Origin of the sequence: Alcaligenes sp. AB3 (assembly GCF_031844565.1) — a bacterium.
Taxonomy (GTDB): Bacteria; Pseudomonadota; Gammaproteobacteria; order Burkholderiales; family Burkholderiaceae_B; genus Alcaligenes; species Alcaligenes faecalis.
In genome coordinates this window covers 1-18,796 of the sequence record NZ_JAUZVM010000001.1, presented here as the reverse complement: position 1 = coordinate 18,796, position 18,796 = coordinate 1, and the positions used below count along the sequence as shown (strand labels likewise).

The following is an 18,796-nucleotide window of genomic DNA, read 5'->3' as shown; positions in this document are numbered from 1 at the left end:
TCAGTACATCAAGGGGAATCGCCGGTTCAAGTCGGCAACCCCTTCCAGAATGGCATTCTCGGTGCGGGGATTGCGCGAACCACTGCGCACCCCGCCCAGCAAGGCCAGAATCATGTCGCCGATTTCCTTGAAATCGTCCTCGCCCAAACCGCGCGTGGTACAGGCGGCGCTGCCCACACGCACCCCCGAGTACGCACCAGTGACCTGCTCATAAGGCACCCGGTGCTTGCTCAAGCTAATGCCTAACTGAGCCAGAACCCGCTCCACCAAAGGCCCAGACAAGTCCCAAGGGCGCAAATCCACCACACCAAAATGACAGTCTGTACCGCCTGATACCACTGTCAGCCCACCTTCGGCCAAACGACGACACAAGCTGCGCGCATTGATGATGACGGACTGGGCATAGGCCTTATAGGACGGACTCATCGCCTCACCCAAAGCCACGGCCTTGGCCGCCAGAATGTTCAGCAAAGGCCCGCCTTGCAGCCCTGGATACACCGCCTGGCTCAAGCGCTCGGCCAGCTTGGGTTCATTGCTCAGGATGATCCCGCCACGCGGACCGCGCAAGGTGCCATGCGTGGAGAAAGTCGTAACGTGCGCATGCTTGACGGGCGACTCCATCAGCCCCGCGGCGACCAGTCCCGCACTGTGCGCCAAATCCACCATCAGATAGGCATTGACCTCGTTGGCGATATTTCTGAACTCGGCAAAATTCGGGGTCCGTGAATAAGACGATCCCCCGGCAATGATCAGCCGTGGCCGCTCCTTGTGAGCCAGGGCTCGAACTTCATCCATGTCCACCCATTGCGTCTGACGATCCACCCCATACGAGCAGGTCTGAAACCAGCGTCCGGACACATTGAAATGCGAGCCATGGCTAAGGTGCCCACCCACACTTTGGTCCAGCGCCAGAATCGTGTCGCCCGGTGAGAGCAAGGCCAGATACACCGCCAGATTGGCCTGACTGCCCGAGTGCGCCTGCACATTGGCATAGGAGGCCCCAAAAACCGCCTTGGCCCGCTCGATGGCCAGCTCTTCGGTTTGATCGGCTTGTTCGCACCCGCCGTAAATCCGTTGCCCAGGATAGCCTTGCGCCTGCTTGTTGCTGAGCAAGGAGCCCTGCACGTCCAGAACGGAGCGGCTCAGGTAATTCTCGGAAGCGATCAGCTCAATGGTGTGTTGTTGGCGACGCCGTTCGGCTTCGATGATGTCCCAAAGATTGCGATCGCTTTGCTGTAGAAATTGCGAACCCACCAGAGGCAGGTGGGGGGTGTCGCCACCGGCAAGACTCTTCATGGGAGTTCCTGTTTAGAAATTGGCTACTGTTGCCACCGTGCCGATTTTTCAAACACAAGGCAAAAGTGCAGCCCTGGCATGACGATTCCAAGGGCGAAAGATAAACATCCTATTCTGTTTATCGACCTATCAAACAGTCCATTAAAAATAAATCCACCAGACCACTTTTAATTATTGTTATTTGAATAAATATTCAAAGCATAAAGAATTAAAAATCGCCTGAAACCAAGCTATAAAGCCAATCCCGATTATTCTTGTCAACAATTAAAACAAGATTCAAATTTTTATTATTAAGTGGTCTGTTAAATAGCCGAAAAATGGTCTGTCATTTATTGTCATAGGATCATTAGAATGCAGCCAACGAATACTCAAGACCCATACTTCTAAACGCTCAAGCAGATTATCACCTTTCTCTATCTGCGCACGATAAAAACATCCTCAGTTTTCCCACGACTACAGGAAACGCCATTGCTTTAACGGCAATTCAACCACGCTGATCCCCACGGTTTGAGAAACCCGACAACGGGATTTTTTTTGGGCCTTGTCCATAAGAATCGGCAAATCCTTTTAAGCCTGCGAATTTCCATTTGGAAATAAAGATGGGTGGAATAAAGAAACGACCTGTTCATTTCGAACAGATCGCAATCAACAGCAAGGAAGTTTGAAATGACAATCAAAAGCTACGAAACTGATGACGCCGTACGTAATATGCTGCAAAAGCTGTCTGTACTTTGGAAAAACCGGGCTGCCGTGAATCAGGAGCTGCCGGACTACAACAATCTGGCTTTCGATCCCAACAAGGCCGATTTCAGCGAATGCCTGCTGCCTTTCCGTGAGCACCAGGCCTGGCTGGAAGCTCCTGAAGAATTGAAATCGCAGTGCTTGTCCTACGCTTGGGGCATTTACAACCTCAAGACCATTTATGTTGAGTGCAACGTGGTCACGCCTTCTTGCGAAGACATCATCAAGACTCCGCCCCCAAGCGCCAACCGCAATCTGCTGCAAGATGTGATGTCCCAGGCTTTGCTGGACGAGGCCCTGCACACGCGCATGTCGATCATGGCCTGCAACTACATCTATTCCATGCGTGGTTTGACGCCCCTGGATTTCACCAATTTCAACCTGGTGCAGTGGCGCAATGACATCCTGAGCCAGTGCAGCTCCGAATCCGAGCGTCGCCTGACCCGCTTTGCCATTGCTTGCGCCTCCGAGACCCTGATTACCGACTATCTGAAGACCATGGCCGAGGACAAGAGCATCCAGACCGTGTGCCATGAAGTCACCCGCACTCACGCCATGGACGAGTGGAGCCATTCCAGCGTGTTCAGCTTTGTGGCCTCCGACATCATTCACGGCCTGAGCCAGAAAGAGCGCGAGCACATGCGTGCCGTGATTTTGCGCACCGTGGAAATGTTCGCCAACAATGAAATGGGTGCCTGGGAAAAGGTCTTCTCCATGGTGAACTTCCCCAACGCTCGCGACATCTTGCACGACACCGGCGACTCCAACGAAATTGGTGTGTACACCGGCTCGGTAGAAAGCCTGATCGAGCGCATTGGCTTGAACAGCAAATCCGGCAAGGCCCAGCCCGAGGCCGAACAGCAGGAGGCGCTGCAATGACAGCCATGATTCAGGCGCGCTGCGAGACCGTTCGCCCCGAGGCCGGGAACGTCAAAGTGTTTACCTTGCGAGTGCAAAGTGGCCACTTTGATTTTCTGAGCGCCTTGCGGGCAGGCAAGCATGTCGCCCTGAGCTACCCCGATACCGGCGGCACCATTCAACAGCGTATGTATTCGATCACCCGTGTGGCCGATCCAGACCTGATTGAAATTGCCGTGAAAGGGTCGGGCCGCAATAGCGTCTCCGATCATCTGCACGCCACCTTGCGCGAGGGCATGAGTGTGCCTCTGCAATATGTGGCGGGTGAGATCTCGGTGGACTCTATTGTGGGTTACCAGCGTATCGCCATGATCGCCGGCGGCATTGGCATTACCCTGCCCATTGCCTTGCTACGTGAATTGGCGGCGCGAGCCCAGGACGGCTTGCCTGTACCACAAGTACATTTGTTGCTCAGTATTGCCCGTATTGCCGACATTCCTTTCCTGCACGAGCTGCTGCAGCTGGACCTGGGCACCAGCTGGTTCACACTGACGGTGTTTGTCACGCAGGAAAAAATCCGCGAAAGCGCTCATTTCAAAGTGGGACGCCCCTCTTTTGAGAATATGGAGCAATTGAAAGACCCGCAGGCCGTGGTGATTTGCGGCAGCCATGGGTTTGCCCAGGCCTTGCGCGAATACACCATTCAGGCGCACCCCATCTCGCACATGTTGATTGAAGCCTTCTCCCCACCGGCCAAAGCGGGTGTGGAAATCCTGCCTGAAGCAGGCAGTGCCCCCTTGCAAATCAATGTACGCAGCACCGGACAAACGCTCAACCCTGAGCCGGGCAGCAGCCTGCTGGAAATGCTGGAAGCAGGCGATGTGCCTATTCGCAGCCAATGCCGTTCGGGCATTTGCGGCGCTTGCCGGGTACAGATCTCGGAGGGCGAATACCGCTCCGAACCGGACTTTTGCCTGAGCGATCAGGACAAGGCCCAGGGCCATGCGCTGGCATGTTGCACCTTCCCCCTGTCGGGTGCCATTAATGTAGACATCGGTACCACGAGCTGACATCCTTACCATCTGGATTGAAAGAAACTCTTATGAAGAAAGTCATCGCACTGCGTCATATCCATTTTGAAGACTTGGGCACACTGGAGCCTGTTCTGATCGAACAGGGCTACCAAGTTCAATATATTGATCCTTCCGTCGAGTCACTACGCCATGTGGGTGAACAGGACGCTGACCTGCTGGTTGTATTGGGCGGGCCGATCGGCGCCTACGACGAAAAGATTTACCCCTTCCTGTCCGATGAGCTGGAACTGATCAACAAGTTCTTGCTGGCAGGAAAACCCCTGCTGGGCATTTGCCTGGGTGCGCAACTGATTGCTCGCGCTCTGGGAGCCAATGTGTACCCGCTGGGTGTGAAAGAAATCGGCTTCTCTCCCCTGAAACTGAGCGAAGCGGGCAAAGAATCGCCCCTGGCCGCCGTAAGCGGCATTCCCGTCCTGCACTGGCACGGGGATCAGTTCGACATTCCCGATGGAGCCATTCACTTGGCCAGCACGGACGTAGGCCCCAACCAGGCCTTCTCCTTTGGAAGCCAGGTATTGGGGCTGCAATTTCACCTGGAAGCCGACACCAGCAAGCTGGAGCGCTGGCTGGTTGGTCATGCCAACGAACTGGGACAAGCTGATATCGACCCGCAGATGCTGCGTCTGGAAGCCATGGCGGTACAAAAACGCCTGCACGCCGCTGCTGCTACGGTCCTGACCAACTGGCTCAGCCAACTTAAACAAGCCAGTTCCGCTGATTGTGCTGCATGAACACTGCTGTAACGTTTGTTGATCGCGAACGACATCCCTACCATGTGGATGTCGTTTCGATTCAGTCTCAAGTGGTCTACGGTCGGGTGGGCAACAATGTTGCCGGCCCGACTTTACGTAGGCACGGCTTTAAAGTCGCCGCCGTTCCCTCCGTGTTGCTCAGCAACAACCCGCAATACCCCACGGTGCACGGCGGTGCCGTCCCCGATGACTGGCTGAAAGGCTTTCTGGATGACCTGGTGCTGCGTGGTGCGCTGGATAAGGTGCGCGCTGTCCTGATCGGTTATCTGGGCAGCGCCAATCAGGCCGTCATCATTGCGAACTGGCTGAAGGCCTTGCTGCAGGACCATCCGGACATTCTGGTCATCGTGGACCCGGTCATAGGCGATCTGGATGTAGGAGTCTACGTAGACCCGGCGCTGATTCCCGCCTATCACGAAACCTTGCTGCCGCTAGCCACGGGCCTGACTCCCAATAACTACGAGCTGTCCTTGCTGTCCCAGCAACCTTGCGACACCATCCAGGGCAGCTCAAGTGCCGCGCACGCCTTGCTAAATGGCCGGACTGAATGGGTCATTGCTACCAGCGCCGCTCCCGACTCCTGGCAGGATGGCCAGATCAAATTATTAATGTCGCGCAAAGAACCTCGCGCCGACACCCTGCTTAGCCATCCACGCGTCGATTGTGCCGCCAAAGGCACCGGCGACCTGTTCGCCTCCACCTTGCTGGCCCACCTGATTTTGGGAGCAGACCTGCATTCGGCGGTGCATACAGCCAGTGCCAGTGTGCTGCATCAATTGGAGTTGACCCGACAGGCCGGACATCAGGAATTAATTTTGCCGATAGATCCTTTCCGAGCCTGAGCAAATATTTCTTAATCTAACAAACCTTTCAACAGGCAGTCGTTCTCGTTAAGCTGTGTCCTCTTAGTTACAAACGGAGCATGACATGGGGCTGCCTTTTAAAAGCACGCTACATCCACGGGTGTTCTGGGGATCTACCTTTATCGTCCTGGTCTTTTTGCTGATCGGGATTATTTTCCCTAAAGACGCCGCACTTATTTTTGAGCAGTTACAAAACTGGGTCATCAAAAGTTTCGGCTGGTTCTATATCCTGTCTGTGGCCTTGTTTTTCTTTGCCGTCGTTTATCTGGCATTAAGCCGCTACGGCAACTTGAAACTAGGGCCGGACGACTCGGAACCTGACTACCCGTATCTCACCTGGATGGCAATGCTATTTGCCGCCGGTATGGGTATTGGTTTGATGTTTTTTGCCGTGGCCGAACCACTGCAACACTTCTCGGCCCCGCCCTCGGGCCTGGCCAGCACAGTGGAAGCCGCCCATCAGGCGCAGATCATCACCTTCTTTCACTGGGGCGTTCACGCCTGGGCCGTCTATGCGGTCGTTGGCTTGTCGCTGGCTTACTTCTGCTTTCGCTACAACCTGCCTTTAACCATTCGCTCGGGCCTGTATCCCTTGTTTGGCAAGCGTATCGAAGGTTGGATTGGCGATAGCGTAGATATTTTCGCCGTGTGCGGCACGCTATTTGGTATTGCTACCTCCATGGGTTTGGGCGTACTTCAAATCAATGCCGGTCTGGAGCATTTATTTGGCTGGCCACAGGAAACCTGGCTGCAAATTGTCCTGATTGTGGTGGTTACTTCACTGGCTACCTTATCTGTTGTCAGTGGACTGGATGTTGGCATTCGCCGCCTGTCCGAACTGAATTTGCTGGTTGCCATTGCCTTGATGCTGTTTGTGCTCGCCGTGGGCCCCACAGCCTTTTTGATGAATGCTTTTGTACAGAATATCGGTGGTTATCTCGATAACTTCTTTGCACGCTCATTTAGTACACAAGCATTCCGCGGGCAAAGCTGGATGAAAGCCTGGACCTTGTTTTACTGGGCCTGGTGGATCGCATGGTCGCCTTTTGTCGGCATGTTCATCGCCCGCATCTCGCGTGGCCGCACCGTACGTGAATTCGTACTGGGCGTATTGCTGGTGCCCACCGTCTTCACCTTCTTCTGGATGACCGTTTTTGGCAACACCGCCATCTTCCTGGATATGGGCGTGGCCGCGGGTCAACTGGCTCAGGACGCTGCCGCCAATGCATCCGTGGCGCTGTTCGAATTCCTGGAATACCTGCCCTGGTCCAATGTGACCTCGACGCTGGCCATTCTTCTGGTCTCCATTTTCTTTGTGACCTCGGCCGACTCGGGCTCTTTGGTTATCGATACCTTGGCCGCCGGCGGGGTGGAAGACGCTCCAGTCTGGCAACGCATTTACTGGTGCGCGCTGGAAGGCACTGCCGCCGCCCTGCTCTTGCTGGCCGGTGGTCTGACAGCGTTGCAAACCGTCACGCTGGTCAGCGCCCTGCCCTTTGCCATCATCATGTTCTTGTTGATTCTGGGGCTGTTCAAAGGCATGAAGGCAGATATGTCACGATTGCGTCGTCAAGGTCCCATGTCCGGCCCGGCACCGGGTTCGGAAGTGTCCTGGCGTCGCCGCCTCTCGACCATTCTGCACACGCCCAACCAGCGTGATGCCCGTCGCTTCATGGGTGAGACCGTGGTTCCCGCCTTGCAGGCTGTGGCAGACGAACTGGGTAAACGCAACCTGAATGTCAGCCTGGAAACGGGCGAGCCGGATACGGCGCAACTGACCATTCAGGCCGACAACCAGCGCAACTTTGTCTATGGCGTGGAATTGCGTGCACGTCGGGTTGCCAGCTTTACGGCTGCGGCTGCTCGCAACGAGCAGGCTCGACCTCAGGAATGGCAGGTGCGCACCGTCTTTGCCGATGGCAGTCGGGGTTACGACCTGATGGGCTTGTCCTCCAGCCAGGTCATCAACGACATCCTGAACCACTTCGAGCGCTATCAGTCGTTGGTCACCTCCGAGGCGACGGCCCTGTACGCGCAGTCGCCTGACCCGACCTAAACCTCTGATCCGGCCTCCAGCTTTCTTTCCAGAATCTGGGGGCCGGGCCCTTGCTGGCCCAGGATATCGGCCGGATTACGCAAGGGACATTCACTCATGGACAAGCACCCACAGCCAATACAGTGGGTTAGCTCATCGCGCAGTCGAGTCAACTGCTCAATTCGATCATTCAAACTGGCTTGCCAACGGCTGGACATGGCTCGCCATTGCTTGCTGGATGGCTTGCTGCCCGGTGGCAAACCACGCAAGGCCTCGTGGATTTCCTCCAGAGGAATCCCGGTACGCTGCGCCACTTTGATGATCGCAATGTAGCGTAAAACCACCGAATCAAAACGACGCTGGTTCCCGCTATTACGGGTACTGGCAATCAAACCCTTGGCTTCATAAAAATGCACGGTCGAGACCGGCACACCACTGCGTTTGGCCACCTCCCCCACCGTCAAAGCACGACTGAAATCCACTGTTTTTGCCATCTCGACACCCCTTGACCTCAAGTTAACTTGAGGTTTTATAGTCCAGGTACCTAATTAAGGCAAGCCATGTTGGCTGCCTCTTTGTTGTCACAGGAACCTGCCATGCCTCCCCTCATTTGGATTCTGTTTGCCGGACCGCTGTCATGGCTGCGGCAAGCCTTGCTTGTGTCAGCCACCTACTTCAAACCTGAAGACTGGTCTCAAAGCGATCAGCGATTCGGGTGGACTCTGCCAAACAAGCAGCCCCTTTGGCCCTCCTCGGTAAGCAGAGGACAAGCAGCATGAGCTCGCGTCGTACTTGGATCATGATTCCCGTTTTGGCCGGCGTATTGGCCATAGGCTGGCGTTTGCTGCCAGCCTCGCAAGAAGCGCAGGCAGGGGGAGGCTATCCTCCTGCCGTTGTCGAACTGGCCAGCGTGGAGTCCCAGACCGCTCCTCGTCTTTTGCATGCTGTCGGTGCACTGGAAGCCTGGCAGCAAGTGTTGCTGAGCGCAGAGACCAGTGGCCGTATTCGCAAGATTGATTTCACCTCCGGACAGCACGTCAAAGCAGGCCAGCCACTGGTTTTGCTCAATGACGAACTGGAGCAAGCCAGCGTGCGCCGCGAGCAGGCACAGGTCAAACAGGCCGCCATTCAGCTCACGCGGGTGCGCAAGCTCAAAGAGCAGCAGGCCGCTACCCAGGAACAGTTGGATCAAGCCCAGGCCGATCACGCCGTCGCCCAGGCTCAGCTGCAATATCAACGTGCTGAACTGGCCTTGAAACAGATTGCCGCCCCCTTCTCGGGCCGCATCGGTATCACCAGCCTGCACCAGGGCCACTACTTGCAACCCGGCCAGCCCATTGCCAGCCTGGTCGATGACAGCCAATTGCGCGTAAACCTGACCGTGCCAGAGCAAAGCCTGTCGGATCTGAAGGTCGGCCAGACACTGCAAGTACAGGTGGACGCCTGGCCGGGCGAGAACTTCCAGGCTGAAATCAGCGCTATCGATCCCTTGATTGGTGATTCGCGCACCATACGCCTGCAAGCGCTGCTGCCCAACCCGGACAATCGTCTGAAAGCGGGGATGTACGCCCGCGCTCAATTGAAGCGCCCGGCTGAGGCGCCTGTGCTGACCGTACCGGAGACGGCACTGACCTACACCGCCTACGGCCAGACCGTGTTTGTGGCCTCCCCCACGGATCAGGGTCTGTGGCAGGTCAAACGTGTGGCGGTACAAACCGGCGAGCAATGGGATGAGCGTGTCGAGATCATTGATGGCCTGAAAGAAGGCGACCAGGTTGTCAGCGCAGGTCAGATCAAGATTCAGGACGGCTCCACGGTACAGGCCGCCAAGGACAAGGAGCCCGTATGAACACCACCTCCCGTCCCGGCTTTACCGACTTGTTCGTTCGTCGGCCGGTACTTGCCCTGGTGGTCAGCGCCTTGCTCCTGATGTTGGGTCTGTTCTCCCTGGACAAGCTGCCCATCCGGCAGTATCCCCTGCTGGAGAACTCCACCATCACGATTACCACCGAGTACCCCGGCGCCTCTGCACAACTGATGCAAGGCTTTGTCACCCAACCCATCGCCCAGGCACTGGCCTCGGTGGAAGGGGTGGATTATCTGTCCTCCAACTCCGTGCAAAGCCGCAGTGTCGTGACCTTGCGCATGGAACTGAACCGCGACTCCACCCAGGCACTGACCGAAGTCATGAGCAAGGTCAGTCAGGTGCGCTATCGCCTGCCTGAAGGCGCCTATGACCCGGTTGTGGAACGTTCCTCCGGGGACTCCACCGCCGTGGCCTATGTAGGCTTTTCCACAACGTCGATCTCCATCCCGGAACTGAACGACTATCTGTCCCGCGTGGTGGAACCCATGTTCTCCACCATTGACGGTGTGGCGAAAATCCAGACCTTTGGTGGTCAAAAACTGGCCATGCGACTGTGGCTGGATTCGGACCGCATGGCTGGCTATGGCCTGACGGCTGCCGATATTGCCCAGGCTGTACGCGCCAACAACTATCAGGCCGCTCCCGGCATGGTCAAAGGCCAGCATGTCTTGAGCAATATTCAGCTCAACTCGGACCTGACCAGCGTGGCCGAATTTCAGGACCTGATCGTGCGTGAGGATGGCACCTCGTTGGTACGACTGCGCGACATAGGCAAGGTAGAACTGGGGGCAGCGGCAACTGAAACCAGCGCCTTGATGGATGGTCTGCCCGCGATTCACCTGGGCCTGTTCCCCACTCCCGGCGGCAATCCCTTGCGCATTGTGGAAGGCATTCGTGACCGCCTGCCCGCTATTGAGGCGACCTTGCCACCCGGCGTAGAAGTGGCCCTGGCTTTTGAAACCGCCCGCTTTATTCAAGCCTCGATTGATGAGGTACTGAAGACCCTGACCGAAGCCATGATTATCGTGGTGCTGGTGATTTACCTGTGCCTGGGTTCGTTCCGCAGCGTGCTGATTCCCCTGGCCACCATTCCCTTGTCCATGCTGGGAGCCGCGGCCTTGATGCTGGCCTTTGGCTTCAGCATCAACTTGCTGACCTTGCTGGCCATGGTGCTGGCTATTGGTCTGGTCGTGGACGACGCGATTGTGGTGGTTGAAAACGTGCACCGTCATATTGCTGCCGGGCGTTCGCCCGTGGTGGCAGCGTTGCTAGGTGCCCGAGAAGTGGCCGGTCCTGTGATCGCCATGACGCTGACGCTGGCTGCCGTCTATGCCCCGATTGGTCTGATGGGCGGCCTGACTGGAGCACTGTTCAAAGAGTTTGCCCTGACTCTGGCCGGTGCCGTCCTGGTGTCCGGTGTGGTGGCCCTGACCTTGTCCCCGGTGATGAGTTCCTTGCTGCTGCCCTCGCAGCAAGATGAAGGCCGCATGGCCCATCTGGCAGAGAGCTTCTTTGGTGGTCTGTCGGCCCGCTATGGCCACTTGCTGGCCCGCTCCCTGCGTCATCGCTGGATTACCGGCGCAGTCGCCTTGCTGGTCTTTATCAGCCTGCCCGTGCTCTACCAAATGACGCACAGCGAACTGGCTCCCATTGAGGATCAGGCCAGCGTGCTGACAGCCGTGAAAGCTCCGCAGAATGCCAACCTGGCCTATGCCGAGCGCGACGGCAAGCTGCTGGATGCCACGTATCGTGAAGTGGCCGAAACCGAAAGCACCTGGTTGATTGTGGGGACAGACGGCCCGGCCGCCAGCTTTGGCGGGATCAACCTGAAGGACTGGAGCAAGCGCGAGCGCGATGCCAGCGCCGTACAAGGTGAACTGCAGGGACGCGTCAGCGCGATTCCCGGCAGCAGCATCTTTGCTTTCCAGCTTGCCCCCTTGCCCGGTTCCAGCGGCGGTCTGCCGGTGCAACTGGTACTGCGCAGTCCCGGCGACTACCGCACGGTGTACGACACGATGGAATGGGTGAAGCAGCAAGCCCGTGAAAGTGGCTTGTTCGTCGTAGTGGATAGCGACCTGGACTACAACAAGCCGGTTTCCCGTGTGGAAATTGACCGCAGCAAAGCCGCCAGCATGGGCATCAGCCTGCGTGATATTGCCGACTCTTTGGCCGTACTGGTGGGCGAGAACTACCTGAACCGCTTCTCGCTGGATGGCCGCTCGTACGACGTCATTCCGCAAAGCCAGCGTGAACTGCGCCTGACGGCTCAAGCCCTGACACGCCAGTTTGTACGCAGTGCCAATGGCGAGCTGGTGCCCTTGTCGACCATGGTTCAGATCCACAGCGAAGTGGAACCGAACAGCCTGCGCCAATTCAACCAGCAAAACTCGGCCACGTTGCAAGCCATTCCCGCTCCGGGCGTAACGCTGGGGCAAGCCGTTGGCTATCTGGACGACATCGCACGTCAATTGCCCGCAGGCTTTACGCATGACTGGCAATCCGAGTCGCGCCAATTCACCCAGGAAAGTCAGTCTCTGGTGTGGGCCTTCCTGGCCGCGCTGGTGGTGATTTATCTGGTACTGGCCGCGCAGTACGAAAGCCTGGTGGACCCCATCATCATTCTGGTGACGGTGCCCTTGTCCCTGTGCGGCGCCCTGCTGCCTTTGGCACTGGGGTTTGGCACACTCAACATCTACACCCAGATAGGTCTGTTAACGCTGGTCGGGCTGATCAGCAAGCACGGCATTCTGATGGTGGAGTTTGCCAATGAGCTGCAATTCAAAGAGGGCCTGAAGAAACCCGAAGCCATCTTGCAAGCCGCCCGCATTCGTTTGCGCCCTGTGCTGATGACAACCGGAGCCATGGTCTTTGGTCTGGTGCCTCTTCTGTTTGCCTCCGGTGCGGGTGCTAACAGCCGCTTTGGCCTGGGTGTGGTGCTGGTCTCGGGCATGTTGATCGGCACAATATTCACCCTGTTTATCTTGCCGACTTTGTATACCTTGCTGGCGCGTGATCACGCCCATCAAGCAGACACCCCGCGGGCGCGCGATTTGGCTCAGGCCCTGCGCCCTTCGACTGGAGAACACTCATCATGACGCCACAACTATCAAACAGGCTAGCGCCTGTGGCGCGTGCTCTGCGACTGGTGATCCCCAGCCTGATCCTGAGCGGTTGTGCGGTGGGTCTGAACACCTCCATTCCCACCGCCCCAAGCTTGGCCGACACCAACTGGAACAGTCAGTTCGCTCAAACCACCGAGCAACGCGAAAACTGGTGGACCTTGCTGCAAGACCCGCAACTGGACGCCCTGATTGCCAAGGCCCTGGATCACAACCTGGATATTGCCCAGGCACAGGCCCGCTGGCGGGCCTCCCGTGCCCTGATCGACGAGCGCCAGCACGACCGCCTGCCGGCCGTCACGGCCCACGCCAGCTACAACCGTAGCGGTTCACAGTTTGCCGCGCCCGATGGCTCCATTGACCATGGCATCAGCGAAAACTGGCGCCTGGGCATGCAGGCCACGTGGGAGATTGATCTGTTCGGTCGTCTGGAACAGTTGGCCCGCTCTGCCCAGGCTCGCAGCGAAGCCAGTGCAGACCAACTGGATCTGACTCGCCAGGCGATCGCGGCTGAACTGGCACGTCAGTACGTACAAGCCCAAGGTTTGCAACGGCGACTGGCGCTGGCTGAGGACGACGTACGCAGTTGGGAACATACGATCAAGCTGGTGCAGGCTGGTGTGTCGCTGGGCCGGGAACTGCCGGAGAATCTGGACAATGCCCAGGCTGGTCTGGAACGAGCCAAAACCCTGGTGCCTCAACTGCGCAGCGATCTGGAACTGGCTCGTTTGCGCATCCAGGTGCTCAGCGGCGGACAAGCCAGGAGCATTGATACACCGCTGCCTAGCGCCAAAGCACCTTTAGCTGCGTCCCTGCCTTTGGGGGACGTCAACGCCATGCTGTTCAACCGGCCTGACGTACGTGCTGCTCGACAGGACATCCTGGCCAGTTCGCACGAAGTGGCCGCCGCCACCGCCGAGCTGTACCCCCGTCTGGATCTGGCTGGCTTTATCGGCTTCTTTGCTCTGCGGGGTAGCGACCTGGGCCATGCTGCCCGCGCCTTCGATGTATCACCCGCCATGCAATGGCCTGCCCTGCGCCTGGGTCATGCCAGAGCCCGCTTGCGTGGCATGGAAGCCGTGGCTGATGAATCACGCCTGCACTATCAACAAGTGCTGCTGCAAGCTCAGGAAGAAATTCAGGGCTCTTTGCAAAGGCTGACTCAACATCAGGAGAGCCTGCTTAGCCTGACTCGAGCGGCGTCACACCTGGAAAATGCCCATGAGCGTGCCTTGACGCGTTATGAAGTAGGGGCCGGAGCCTATCAGCAAGTGCTGGAAAATCAGCGCAGCCTGAACCAGACCCGACAAGAGCTGGCTATTGCCGAAACCGGCTCGTACCTGAATGTGATTGCCTTGTATCAGGCCTTGGGTTGGGGAATAGCGACGCCAAGCAGCCCTGAGTAATTTCAGGCTTGATGGGATTGGGGGTGGCCTGTCTCAAAGATAGGCCGCCCCTTTTCTATTTGGGCGTCCGTCTGTTGCAGAAACTCGGATAGATTCGCAATCTTGCTTTGCATCAGCCGCTCCAGCAGCTTCCCGCCAAACCACAACAAGGCGCAGCAAAAAAGCGTAATCGGCAATACATACCAGCGCAGCCAGACCGAAGCATCCAGCAGCCAGCCTGCAGCGGTAAAAATCACCACCAAGGTGCAGGCAATCCAGTTATTGCGCTTGGCTTTGAGCAGAAATTTACTCAAGTCCTGGTGACCACGCTCCAGAGTCTCTACTTGCTCGCTCAGTTGATCACGGTCTTTTTTCAACTGCGCCCAGGCGGCGCGCTGCTCCTGTGTCACCGGCCTGCCTGGTTCATATTCCTGATTGCTCATTATCTCTACGCCTGACAGCGGAGTGCTCTACAAAAACGCTATTGTAGGAGGAATGAAAACGGGGAGTATTCCTGTCTTTTTCTTTACCAAGCCAGCCTCTGTCTATCACTTCAAGCACATCACGCCATGCCACGCCTGCTCTCGCTACCCACCGCCCATCAGAATAGCCAGAAAACGTGGCTAGTTCCCCAGCAAGGACGAACCTTTCTGCCCCAGGGACAGCACCTCACTGGCGTTCACAATGGCAATCGAAATATCTTCAATTGTGCTGCGTTTGTTCATGGCCTGCTCGCGGATCAGATCATAGGCCTGATCCTCCGACACCTGATGGGCACGCATCAAGATCGTCTTGGCCTGAGCCACATGCCGCTGCCCCATCAGCTTGGTCTGCAGCTTGCTGATCAGGCGACGCTGCTGGCGTAGTTCCTTATGGTATTTGCGTGCCAGTACCACCGTGGACAACAAACCAAAAGAACGAATCGGTGCAGGCAGGATCGCCTGAATATTCAAATCCAGCACAGCGGAAACTATCGTGGGGTTTTCATAATTGACCACGGCAATCACTGTGGGGGCATCCTCCTCGCAGACCCAATCCAGGCGCAGGTGCAAAAGATCAGGCTGCACAGCCAGAAACACCAGATCCGTTCCTGAAGGCAGGTTTTGCGTGGGCGGCCAGATAGTCTGGACCGAACACCCGATACGCTGCAGTTGCTGGGTCAGCAAGCGGCCATCGCTATCGTCCGGATGCATGACCACCATCGTCAATTGCCGCAGTTCCTTGAGCTGCGGCGAGGTGGCATGCGGAAAACGATTCCGCGCTCGCAAGGGCTTGTTTGCCGGCTCATCACCGTAGGAAGAGGAGTTGGCCACGCTTTATGTCTCCAAAGTATCCAGCTTGGCAGTCCAGTCACCCAAGGAATGGGTGACCAGATACGGGTCGGGCGAGACCGGACGCGTTGCCTGGCGCACAATCGCAAATTCGCCGTCGGCATTGATGCGGCCAATCCGTGGATAAAGCCAAGTGTGGTGATTATTGGGATCGATCTTGATCCGCCCCTGAGGCGCATCCAGTTCACTGCCTAGCAGGTAGGGCAGCAAATCCCCGATCGCATCACTGGCGGACTGCCGATACGCATTGGCGAACAAATGCATCTGTGAATAGGCCGCTTCCCAACACAGATTAGGGTGGCAGTCGGCCCCAAAACGCTTGCGCAAACTGGCCAGGCAACGCGCATTGACCTCCGACTCGATGGATTGAAAATACGGTGCAGCGGTGAAGTGCCCACAGGCAATATCGGCCCCCATCTGCGCGATCTCGGCCTCGGAGGTCGTCAGGCTGGCAATGGGCATGGTCTGCGGATTAAAGCCCGCATTGGCATAGGCTCGATACAGATTGGCGGTGGAATCGCCCACTACGGTGGAGAAGATAAAGTCCGGCTGCTTCTGGCGTATATCTTCCATGATCAGGCTGTAATCGCTCTCGCTGGCATCCAGAGGCAGATAGTGCTCGCCCAGCACTTGGCTATCAGGATGCTGCATGACCAGCTCGCGCATGATGCGGTTGGACTCGTAGGGGTAGATATAGTCCGAGCCAATCATATAGACCCGCGCGCCAAAATTGCTGGTCATGAAATGGGCCAGCTGCACACTGTTCTGATTGGGTGCAGCGCCGGTATAGATCACATTGCCCGAAAACTCGAAGCCCTCGTACAAGGTGGGGTAGAACAACAGCTTGTTCCACTTCTCCACAATCGGGATCACGGCCTTGCGGCTACTGGACATATAGCAGCCAAAGATTACATTGACGCGGTCCTGCACAATCAGCCGCTCGGCCTGTTCAGCGTAGCAAGCGGGCCTGGAAGCCGGGTCATAGCACACCGCCACCAGCTCGCGCCCGAGCAGGCCACCGGCCTCGTTGATTTCCTCAATCGCCAGTTTGGTGCCCTGCCATTGCGACTGACCAATGGTAGAGGTCATGCCGGTTGCGGAATAAAGAACGCCGACGCGTACGGGTTCGTTGTGAGCCAAAGTCCATCTCCTGTCTAGCATGGTAGGGGCGCAGGTCGACAGACCTGCCGGTAAACACTACGAGCGAGCATCAGGTTACTCCAAAAAACGGCATTACTCTGGCTCCCCACCATGCTTGCACTCCTATGAAAACTACCAGGCATCCATCATGATCAGGGTGCCGGGCAACCAGCAGGTCAAGGCCCCGATCAAGACGGTATACGCAGGCAAGATACGCAAGGACCGCCCCAGTCCCAAGGCCAGGAAAAACAGAAACCACAGGCTGGACCACAAGAGCCACATGGTGATCAAACGCGGATCGCTGGCAGACCCGGCAAAGGCCAGTGCGCTGATGGCAACAAACAGGCAATACCAGCCAAAGCCCACTCCTTTCAGCCCATACCACTGCACCACAGCCAGGTACAGATAGGTGAAGGCAAACAGCAGCCCGCCAGCAACGGCAAAGTAATCCGCCATTTGCTCGCCGCGCTGCAAGCCCAGCAAATTGATGAACAGGGCCAACAGCCCCACCAGCAAGTTAAAGGGGGCCAGGTCTCGACTTTCAATACGTCCTGTCAAACCCACGCCATTCACAATCAGCACAGCCCCAATAAAGAAAAGCGCAACACCCAACATGGCATAAGCCTCCAAAACAAGGTGACGATTTCGGCCTGGCTGGCGTCAGAACCCTCCTGGCGCTGCGTGAGCTCTGTGTATCGCGATGGCGTATTGCCGGGAGGCATGGTCCGAATAGTTCGCGACCTAATTACGAGGTCGGATTCCTTTCAGGCAAACAAAAAGGCCCAGACCGGTTCAAGCATTGAACCGGTCTGGGCCTTTTTGCCCGGCATCGGCGCTGGCAGCATTGGCAGCGGATGTCGTATCTATTTGGAAATGTCGCAGCGATCTGAAATCGCGATCGGTGCAATTCTTACATAGCCTGCTCTATCGTCTGTACTAGCGATTACCCTAGCGGCTGACTATTGGTGTCCTAAATATATTTTGTGCTACAGTACTCCATCGATTTAACGATCTGATTCTTATTTCATGAACCGCCCCGCATCCTCTTTGCTAAGCACTCTGCCCCTGTCGCGGGCCGCGTCGCTGCGGGCGGGCTCCCCTCCATCTGTCTTGCTGTTGACTGTCGTCGCCCCGGGCGTCGTCAATCAAGCCGCAGTCGTGTCCGACGTCGTCGTCGACACACGCGTCTACAGCGTCTGCTCCTAAGACCTCTTTTTCTCCTGCGCCATTGATGCGCCTGGAATGTCTTTGCAGACAAATCTAATTTATTTAGACAGATAAAGAACATCATGATTTCTTCTTCTCGCGCCCAAGGGGGTGCTATTGCCCTGTTCGTGCTGCTTTGGGGCAGCGCGGGTATTTTCACTCGTATCGGTTTGGATCATGGCTCGGTTATGGCCATGCTGATTCTGCGTTTTGCCATTGCCCTGCCTATGGTGATTATGCTGGGGCACTTCAATGGCGGCTGGCTACCGCCCAAAGGGCAACGTCTGCTGCCGGCTATCAGCGGTTTGCTGATGATCGGGCTGTATTCGTTTTTCTATTTTGAAACTCTGGCCCAAGGGATCACGCCTGGTCTGCTGGCCACGATTCTGGGGGTACAGCCAATTCTGACTTTGGCTTTGACCGAGCGGCGTTTTTCCCTAACCCGTGTGGCCGGTTTGGCACTATCGCTGACAGGACTGATTCTGGTGGTGTATCAAAGCCTGATCGTCAGCCGCTTGTCCGTAATGGGTCTGGTGTTTGCGATTGCTGCTTTGTTAAGCATTACCGTCGGGACGATTGTTCAAAAGCGTCAGCCTGTGGGGGCGTTGCAGGGCATGCCCTTGCAATACTCCTTGTCTCTGGTCTTGTTTATTCTGGTGTCCCTGGGTTTGGGACAGGAAATCCGCTGGGAGAACACGCTGGGCTTTTGGGGGCCGGTGGTATGGCTTGGCCTGGTGATTTCCGTGCTGGCCCAGTTGCTGCTGTATCGCATGATTCGCAGCGGGAATCTGGTCAATGTCACTAGCCTGTTTTATCTGGTTCCTGTGGTGACGGCGGGATTGGATTTCCTGATTCTGGGGAATACCTTGGCAGCTCGCGCAGGGCTGGGACTGGTGGCTATCTTGGCGGGTCTGTGGCTGACATTACGGAAGAAGGCGGCGTAAGTCTGCTTTTTATAAGTGGGGTTTCATAGAGAGTGAAATCGGTCGTTGAATGATGAGATCGGTCTCCGTGAAGCCACCACTTGGGTCCCTCTGCAGGGATTGGGCTGAGAACTTGCCGGTGCTGCGCACCGGTGCCCTTGTCAGGAGATAGCTACGGGCGCACCC

General features: G+C 56.8%; 15 protein-coding genes. 9 read left to right on the top strand and 6 right to left on the bottom strand.

What is annotated here, in order from left to right; genetic code table 11:
* On the bottom strand, positions 1–1,296 hold the full coding sequence (gene glyA / locus Q9R35_RS00075; RefSeq protein WP_311219142.1) for a serine hydroxymethyltransferase: 1,296 nt from the start codon (positions 1,294–1,296) through the stop codon (positions 1–3).
* A 666-nt stretch (positions 1,297–1,962) separates the two neighbouring features.
* Between glyA and Q9R35_RS00070 the strand changes: the two genes are divergently transcribed.
* The 5 genes from Q9R35_RS00070 to Q9R35_RS00050 all read left to right on the top strand — a co-directional run bounded on the left by Q9R35_RS00070 (position 1,963) and on the right by Q9R35_RS00050 (position 7,660).
* Positions 1,963–2,916 (top strand): diiron oxygenase, encoded by a 954-nt coding sequence (locus tag Q9R35_RS00070; RefSeq protein WP_042487153.1) that lies wholly within the window; start codon positions 1,963–1,965, stop codon positions 2,914–2,916.
* Positions 2,913–3,965 carry a 2Fe-2S iron-sulfur cluster-binding protein gene (locus Q9R35_RS00065; protein WP_042487151.1) on the top strand — a complete coding sequence of 351 codons (1,053 nt, stop codon included), beginning with the start codon at positions 2,913–2,915 and terminating at the stop codon, positions 3,963–3,965. Before Q9R35_RS00070 ends, Q9R35_RS00065 begins: the two co-directional genes overlap by 4 nt.
* Before the next feature lie 32 nt (positions 3,966–3,997).
* On the top strand, positions 3,998–4,720 hold the full coding sequence (locus tag Q9R35_RS00060) for a glutamine amidotransferase (protein ID WP_026484647.1): 723 nt from the start codon (positions 3,998–4,000) through the stop codon (positions 4,718–4,720).
* Complete coding sequence (gene pdxK / locus Q9R35_RS00055) at positions 4,717–5,583, top strand: pyridoxine/pyridoxal/pyridoxamine kinase (RefSeq protein WP_311219141.1); 867 nt, start codon at positions 4,717–4,719, stop codon at positions 5,581–5,583. The genes Q9R35_RS00060 and pdxK overlap by 4 nt, the downstream gene beginning before the upstream one ends.
* Before the next feature lie 85 nt (positions 5,584–5,668).
* Complete coding sequence (locus Q9R35_RS00050) at positions 5,669–7,660, top strand: choline BCCT transporter BetT (RefSeq protein ID WP_063691134.1); 1,992 nt, start codon at positions 5,669–5,671, stop codon at positions 7,658–7,660.
* Here Q9R35_RS00050 and soxR read toward each other — a convergent pair.
* Positions 7,657–8,133, bottom strand: coding sequence for a redox-sensitive transcriptional activator SoxR (gene soxR / locus Q9R35_RS00045; RefSeq protein ID WP_026484650.1), 477 nt, complete (start codon positions 8,131–8,133; stop codon positions 7,657–7,659). The genes Q9R35_RS00050 and soxR overlap by 4 nt on opposite strands.
* 281 nt (positions 8,134–8,414) lie before the next feature.
* On the opposite strand from soxR, the gene Q9R35_RS00040 reads away from it, so the two are divergent.
* From Q9R35_RS00040 to Q9R35_RS00030, 3 genes are read left to right on the top strand one after another with little or no spacing between them, the layout of a single operon-like run.
* Positions 8,415–9,488 (top strand): efflux RND transporter periplasmic adaptor subunit, encoded by a 1,074-nt coding sequence (locus tag Q9R35_RS00040; RefSeq protein ID WP_063691129.1) that lies wholly within the window; start codon positions 8,415–8,417, stop codon positions 9,486–9,488.
* Positions 9,485–12,601, top strand: coding sequence for a MexW/MexI family multidrug efflux RND transporter permease subunit (locus Q9R35_RS00035; RefSeq protein WP_311219140.1), 3,117 nt, complete (start codon positions 9,485–9,487; stop codon positions 12,599–12,601). The genes Q9R35_RS00040 and Q9R35_RS00035 overlap by 4 nt, the downstream gene beginning before the upstream one ends.
* Positions 12,598–14,031, top strand: coding sequence for a TolC family protein (locus Q9R35_RS00030; RefSeq protein WP_311219139.1), 1,434 nt, complete (start codon positions 12,598–12,600; stop codon positions 14,029–14,031). Before Q9R35_RS00035 ends, Q9R35_RS00030 begins: the two co-directional genes overlap by 4 nt.
* Before the next feature lie 2 nt (positions 14,032–14,033).
* On the opposite strand, the gene Q9R35_RS00025 is transcribed toward Q9R35_RS00030, so the two are convergent.
* The 4 genes from Q9R35_RS00025 to Q9R35_RS00010 all read right to left on the bottom strand — a co-directional run bounded on the left by Q9R35_RS00025 (position 14,034) and on the right by Q9R35_RS00010 (position 17,096).
* The gene (locus Q9R35_RS00025; protein WP_311219138.1) at positions 14,034–14,453 is read right to left on the bottom strand and encodes a hypothetical protein; all 420 of its coding nucleotides are present in this window, start codon (positions 14,451–14,453) and stop codon (positions 14,034–14,036) included.
* 180 nt (positions 14,454–14,633) lie between these two features.
* Positions 14,634–15,323: an ANTAR domain-containing response regulator gene (locus Q9R35_RS00020; RefSeq protein WP_081251454.1), complete on the bottom strand. Its 690-nt coding sequence runs from the start codon at positions 15,321–15,323 to the stop codon at positions 14,634–14,636.
* Between the two features lie 3 nt (positions 15,324–15,326).
* Positions 15,327–16,502 carry a transporter substrate-binding domain-containing protein gene (locus Q9R35_RS00015; protein WP_045930344.1) on the bottom strand — a complete coding sequence of 392 codons (1,176 nt, stop codon included), beginning with the start codon at positions 16,500–16,502 and terminating at the stop codon, positions 15,327–15,329.
* 111 nt (positions 16,503–16,613) lie between these two features.
* Positions 16,614–17,096, bottom strand: coding sequence for an AmiS/UreI family transporter (locus tag Q9R35_RS00010; protein WP_086061173.1), 483 nt, complete (start codon positions 17,094–17,096; stop codon positions 16,614–16,616).
* A 674-nt stretch (positions 17,097–17,770) separates the two neighbouring features.
* Between Q9R35_RS00010 and Q9R35_RS00005 the strand changes: the two genes are divergently transcribed.
* Entirely contained in the window at positions 17,771–18,631 is an 861-nt protein-coding gene (locus tag Q9R35_RS00005; protein WP_086061174.1) for a DMT family transporter, read from the top strand.
* Positions 18,632–18,796: the final 165 nt, after the last annotated feature.

What these genes read in the sequence shown, in the direction of transcription:
- Q9R35_RS00050 (WP_063691134.1), top strand. Translation starts at nt 5,669, where the DNA reads ATGGGGCTGCCTTTTAAAAGCACGCTACATCCACGGGTGTTCTGGGGA.
- Q9R35_RS00060 (WP_026484647.1), top strand. Translation starts at nt 3,998, where the DNA reads ATGAAGAAAGTCATCGCACTGCGTCATATCCATTTTGAAGACTTGGGC.
- pdxK (WP_311219141.1), top strand. Translation starts at nt 4,717, where the DNA reads ATGAACACTGCTGTAACGTTTGTTGATCGCGAACGACATCCCTACCAT.
- Q9R35_RS00015 (WP_045930344.1), bottom strand. Translation starts at nt 16,502, where the DNA reads ATGCTAGACAGGAGATGGACTTTGGCTCACAACGAACCCGTACGCGTC.
- glyA (WP_311219142.1), bottom strand. Translation starts at nt 1,296, where the DNA reads ATGAAGAGTCTTGCCGGTGGCGACACCCCCCACCTGCCTCTGGTGGGT.
- Q9R35_RS00025 (WP_311219138.1), bottom strand. Translation starts at nt 14,453, where the DNA reads ATGAGCAATCAGGAATATGAACCAGGCAGGCCGGTGACACAGGAGCAG.
- soxR (WP_026484650.1), bottom strand. Translation starts at nt 8,133, where the DNA reads ATGGCAAAAACAGTGGATTTCAGTCGTGCTTTGACGGTGGGGGAGGTG.
- Q9R35_RS00040 (WP_063691129.1), top strand. Translation starts at nt 8,415, where the DNA reads ATGAGCTCGCGTCGTACTTGGATCATGATTCCCGTTTTGGCCGGCGTA.
- Q9R35_RS00035 (WP_311219140.1), top strand. Translation starts at nt 9,485, where the DNA reads ATGAACACCACCTCCCGTCCCGGCTTTACCGACTTGTTCGTTCGTCGG.
- Q9R35_RS00010 (WP_086061173.1), bottom strand. Translation starts at nt 17,096, where the DNA reads ATGTTGGGTGTTGCGCTTTTCTTTATTGGGGCTGTGCTGATTGTGAAT.
- Q9R35_RS00065 (WP_042487151.1), top strand. Translation starts at nt 2,913, where the DNA reads ATGACAGCCATGATTCAGGCGCGCTGCGAGACCGTTCGCCCCGAGGCC.
- Q9R35_RS00070 (WP_042487153.1), top strand. Translation starts at nt 1,963, where the DNA reads ATGACAATCAAAAGCTACGAAACTGATGACGCCGTACGTAATATGCTG.
- Q9R35_RS00005 (WP_086061174.1), top strand. Translation starts at nt 17,771, where the DNA reads ATGATTTCTTCTTCTCGCGCCCAAGGGGGTGCTATTGCCCTGTTCGTG.
- Q9R35_RS00030 (WP_311219139.1), top strand. Translation starts at nt 12,598, where the DNA reads ATGACGCCACAACTATCAAACAGGCTAGCGCCTGTGGCGCGTGCTCTG.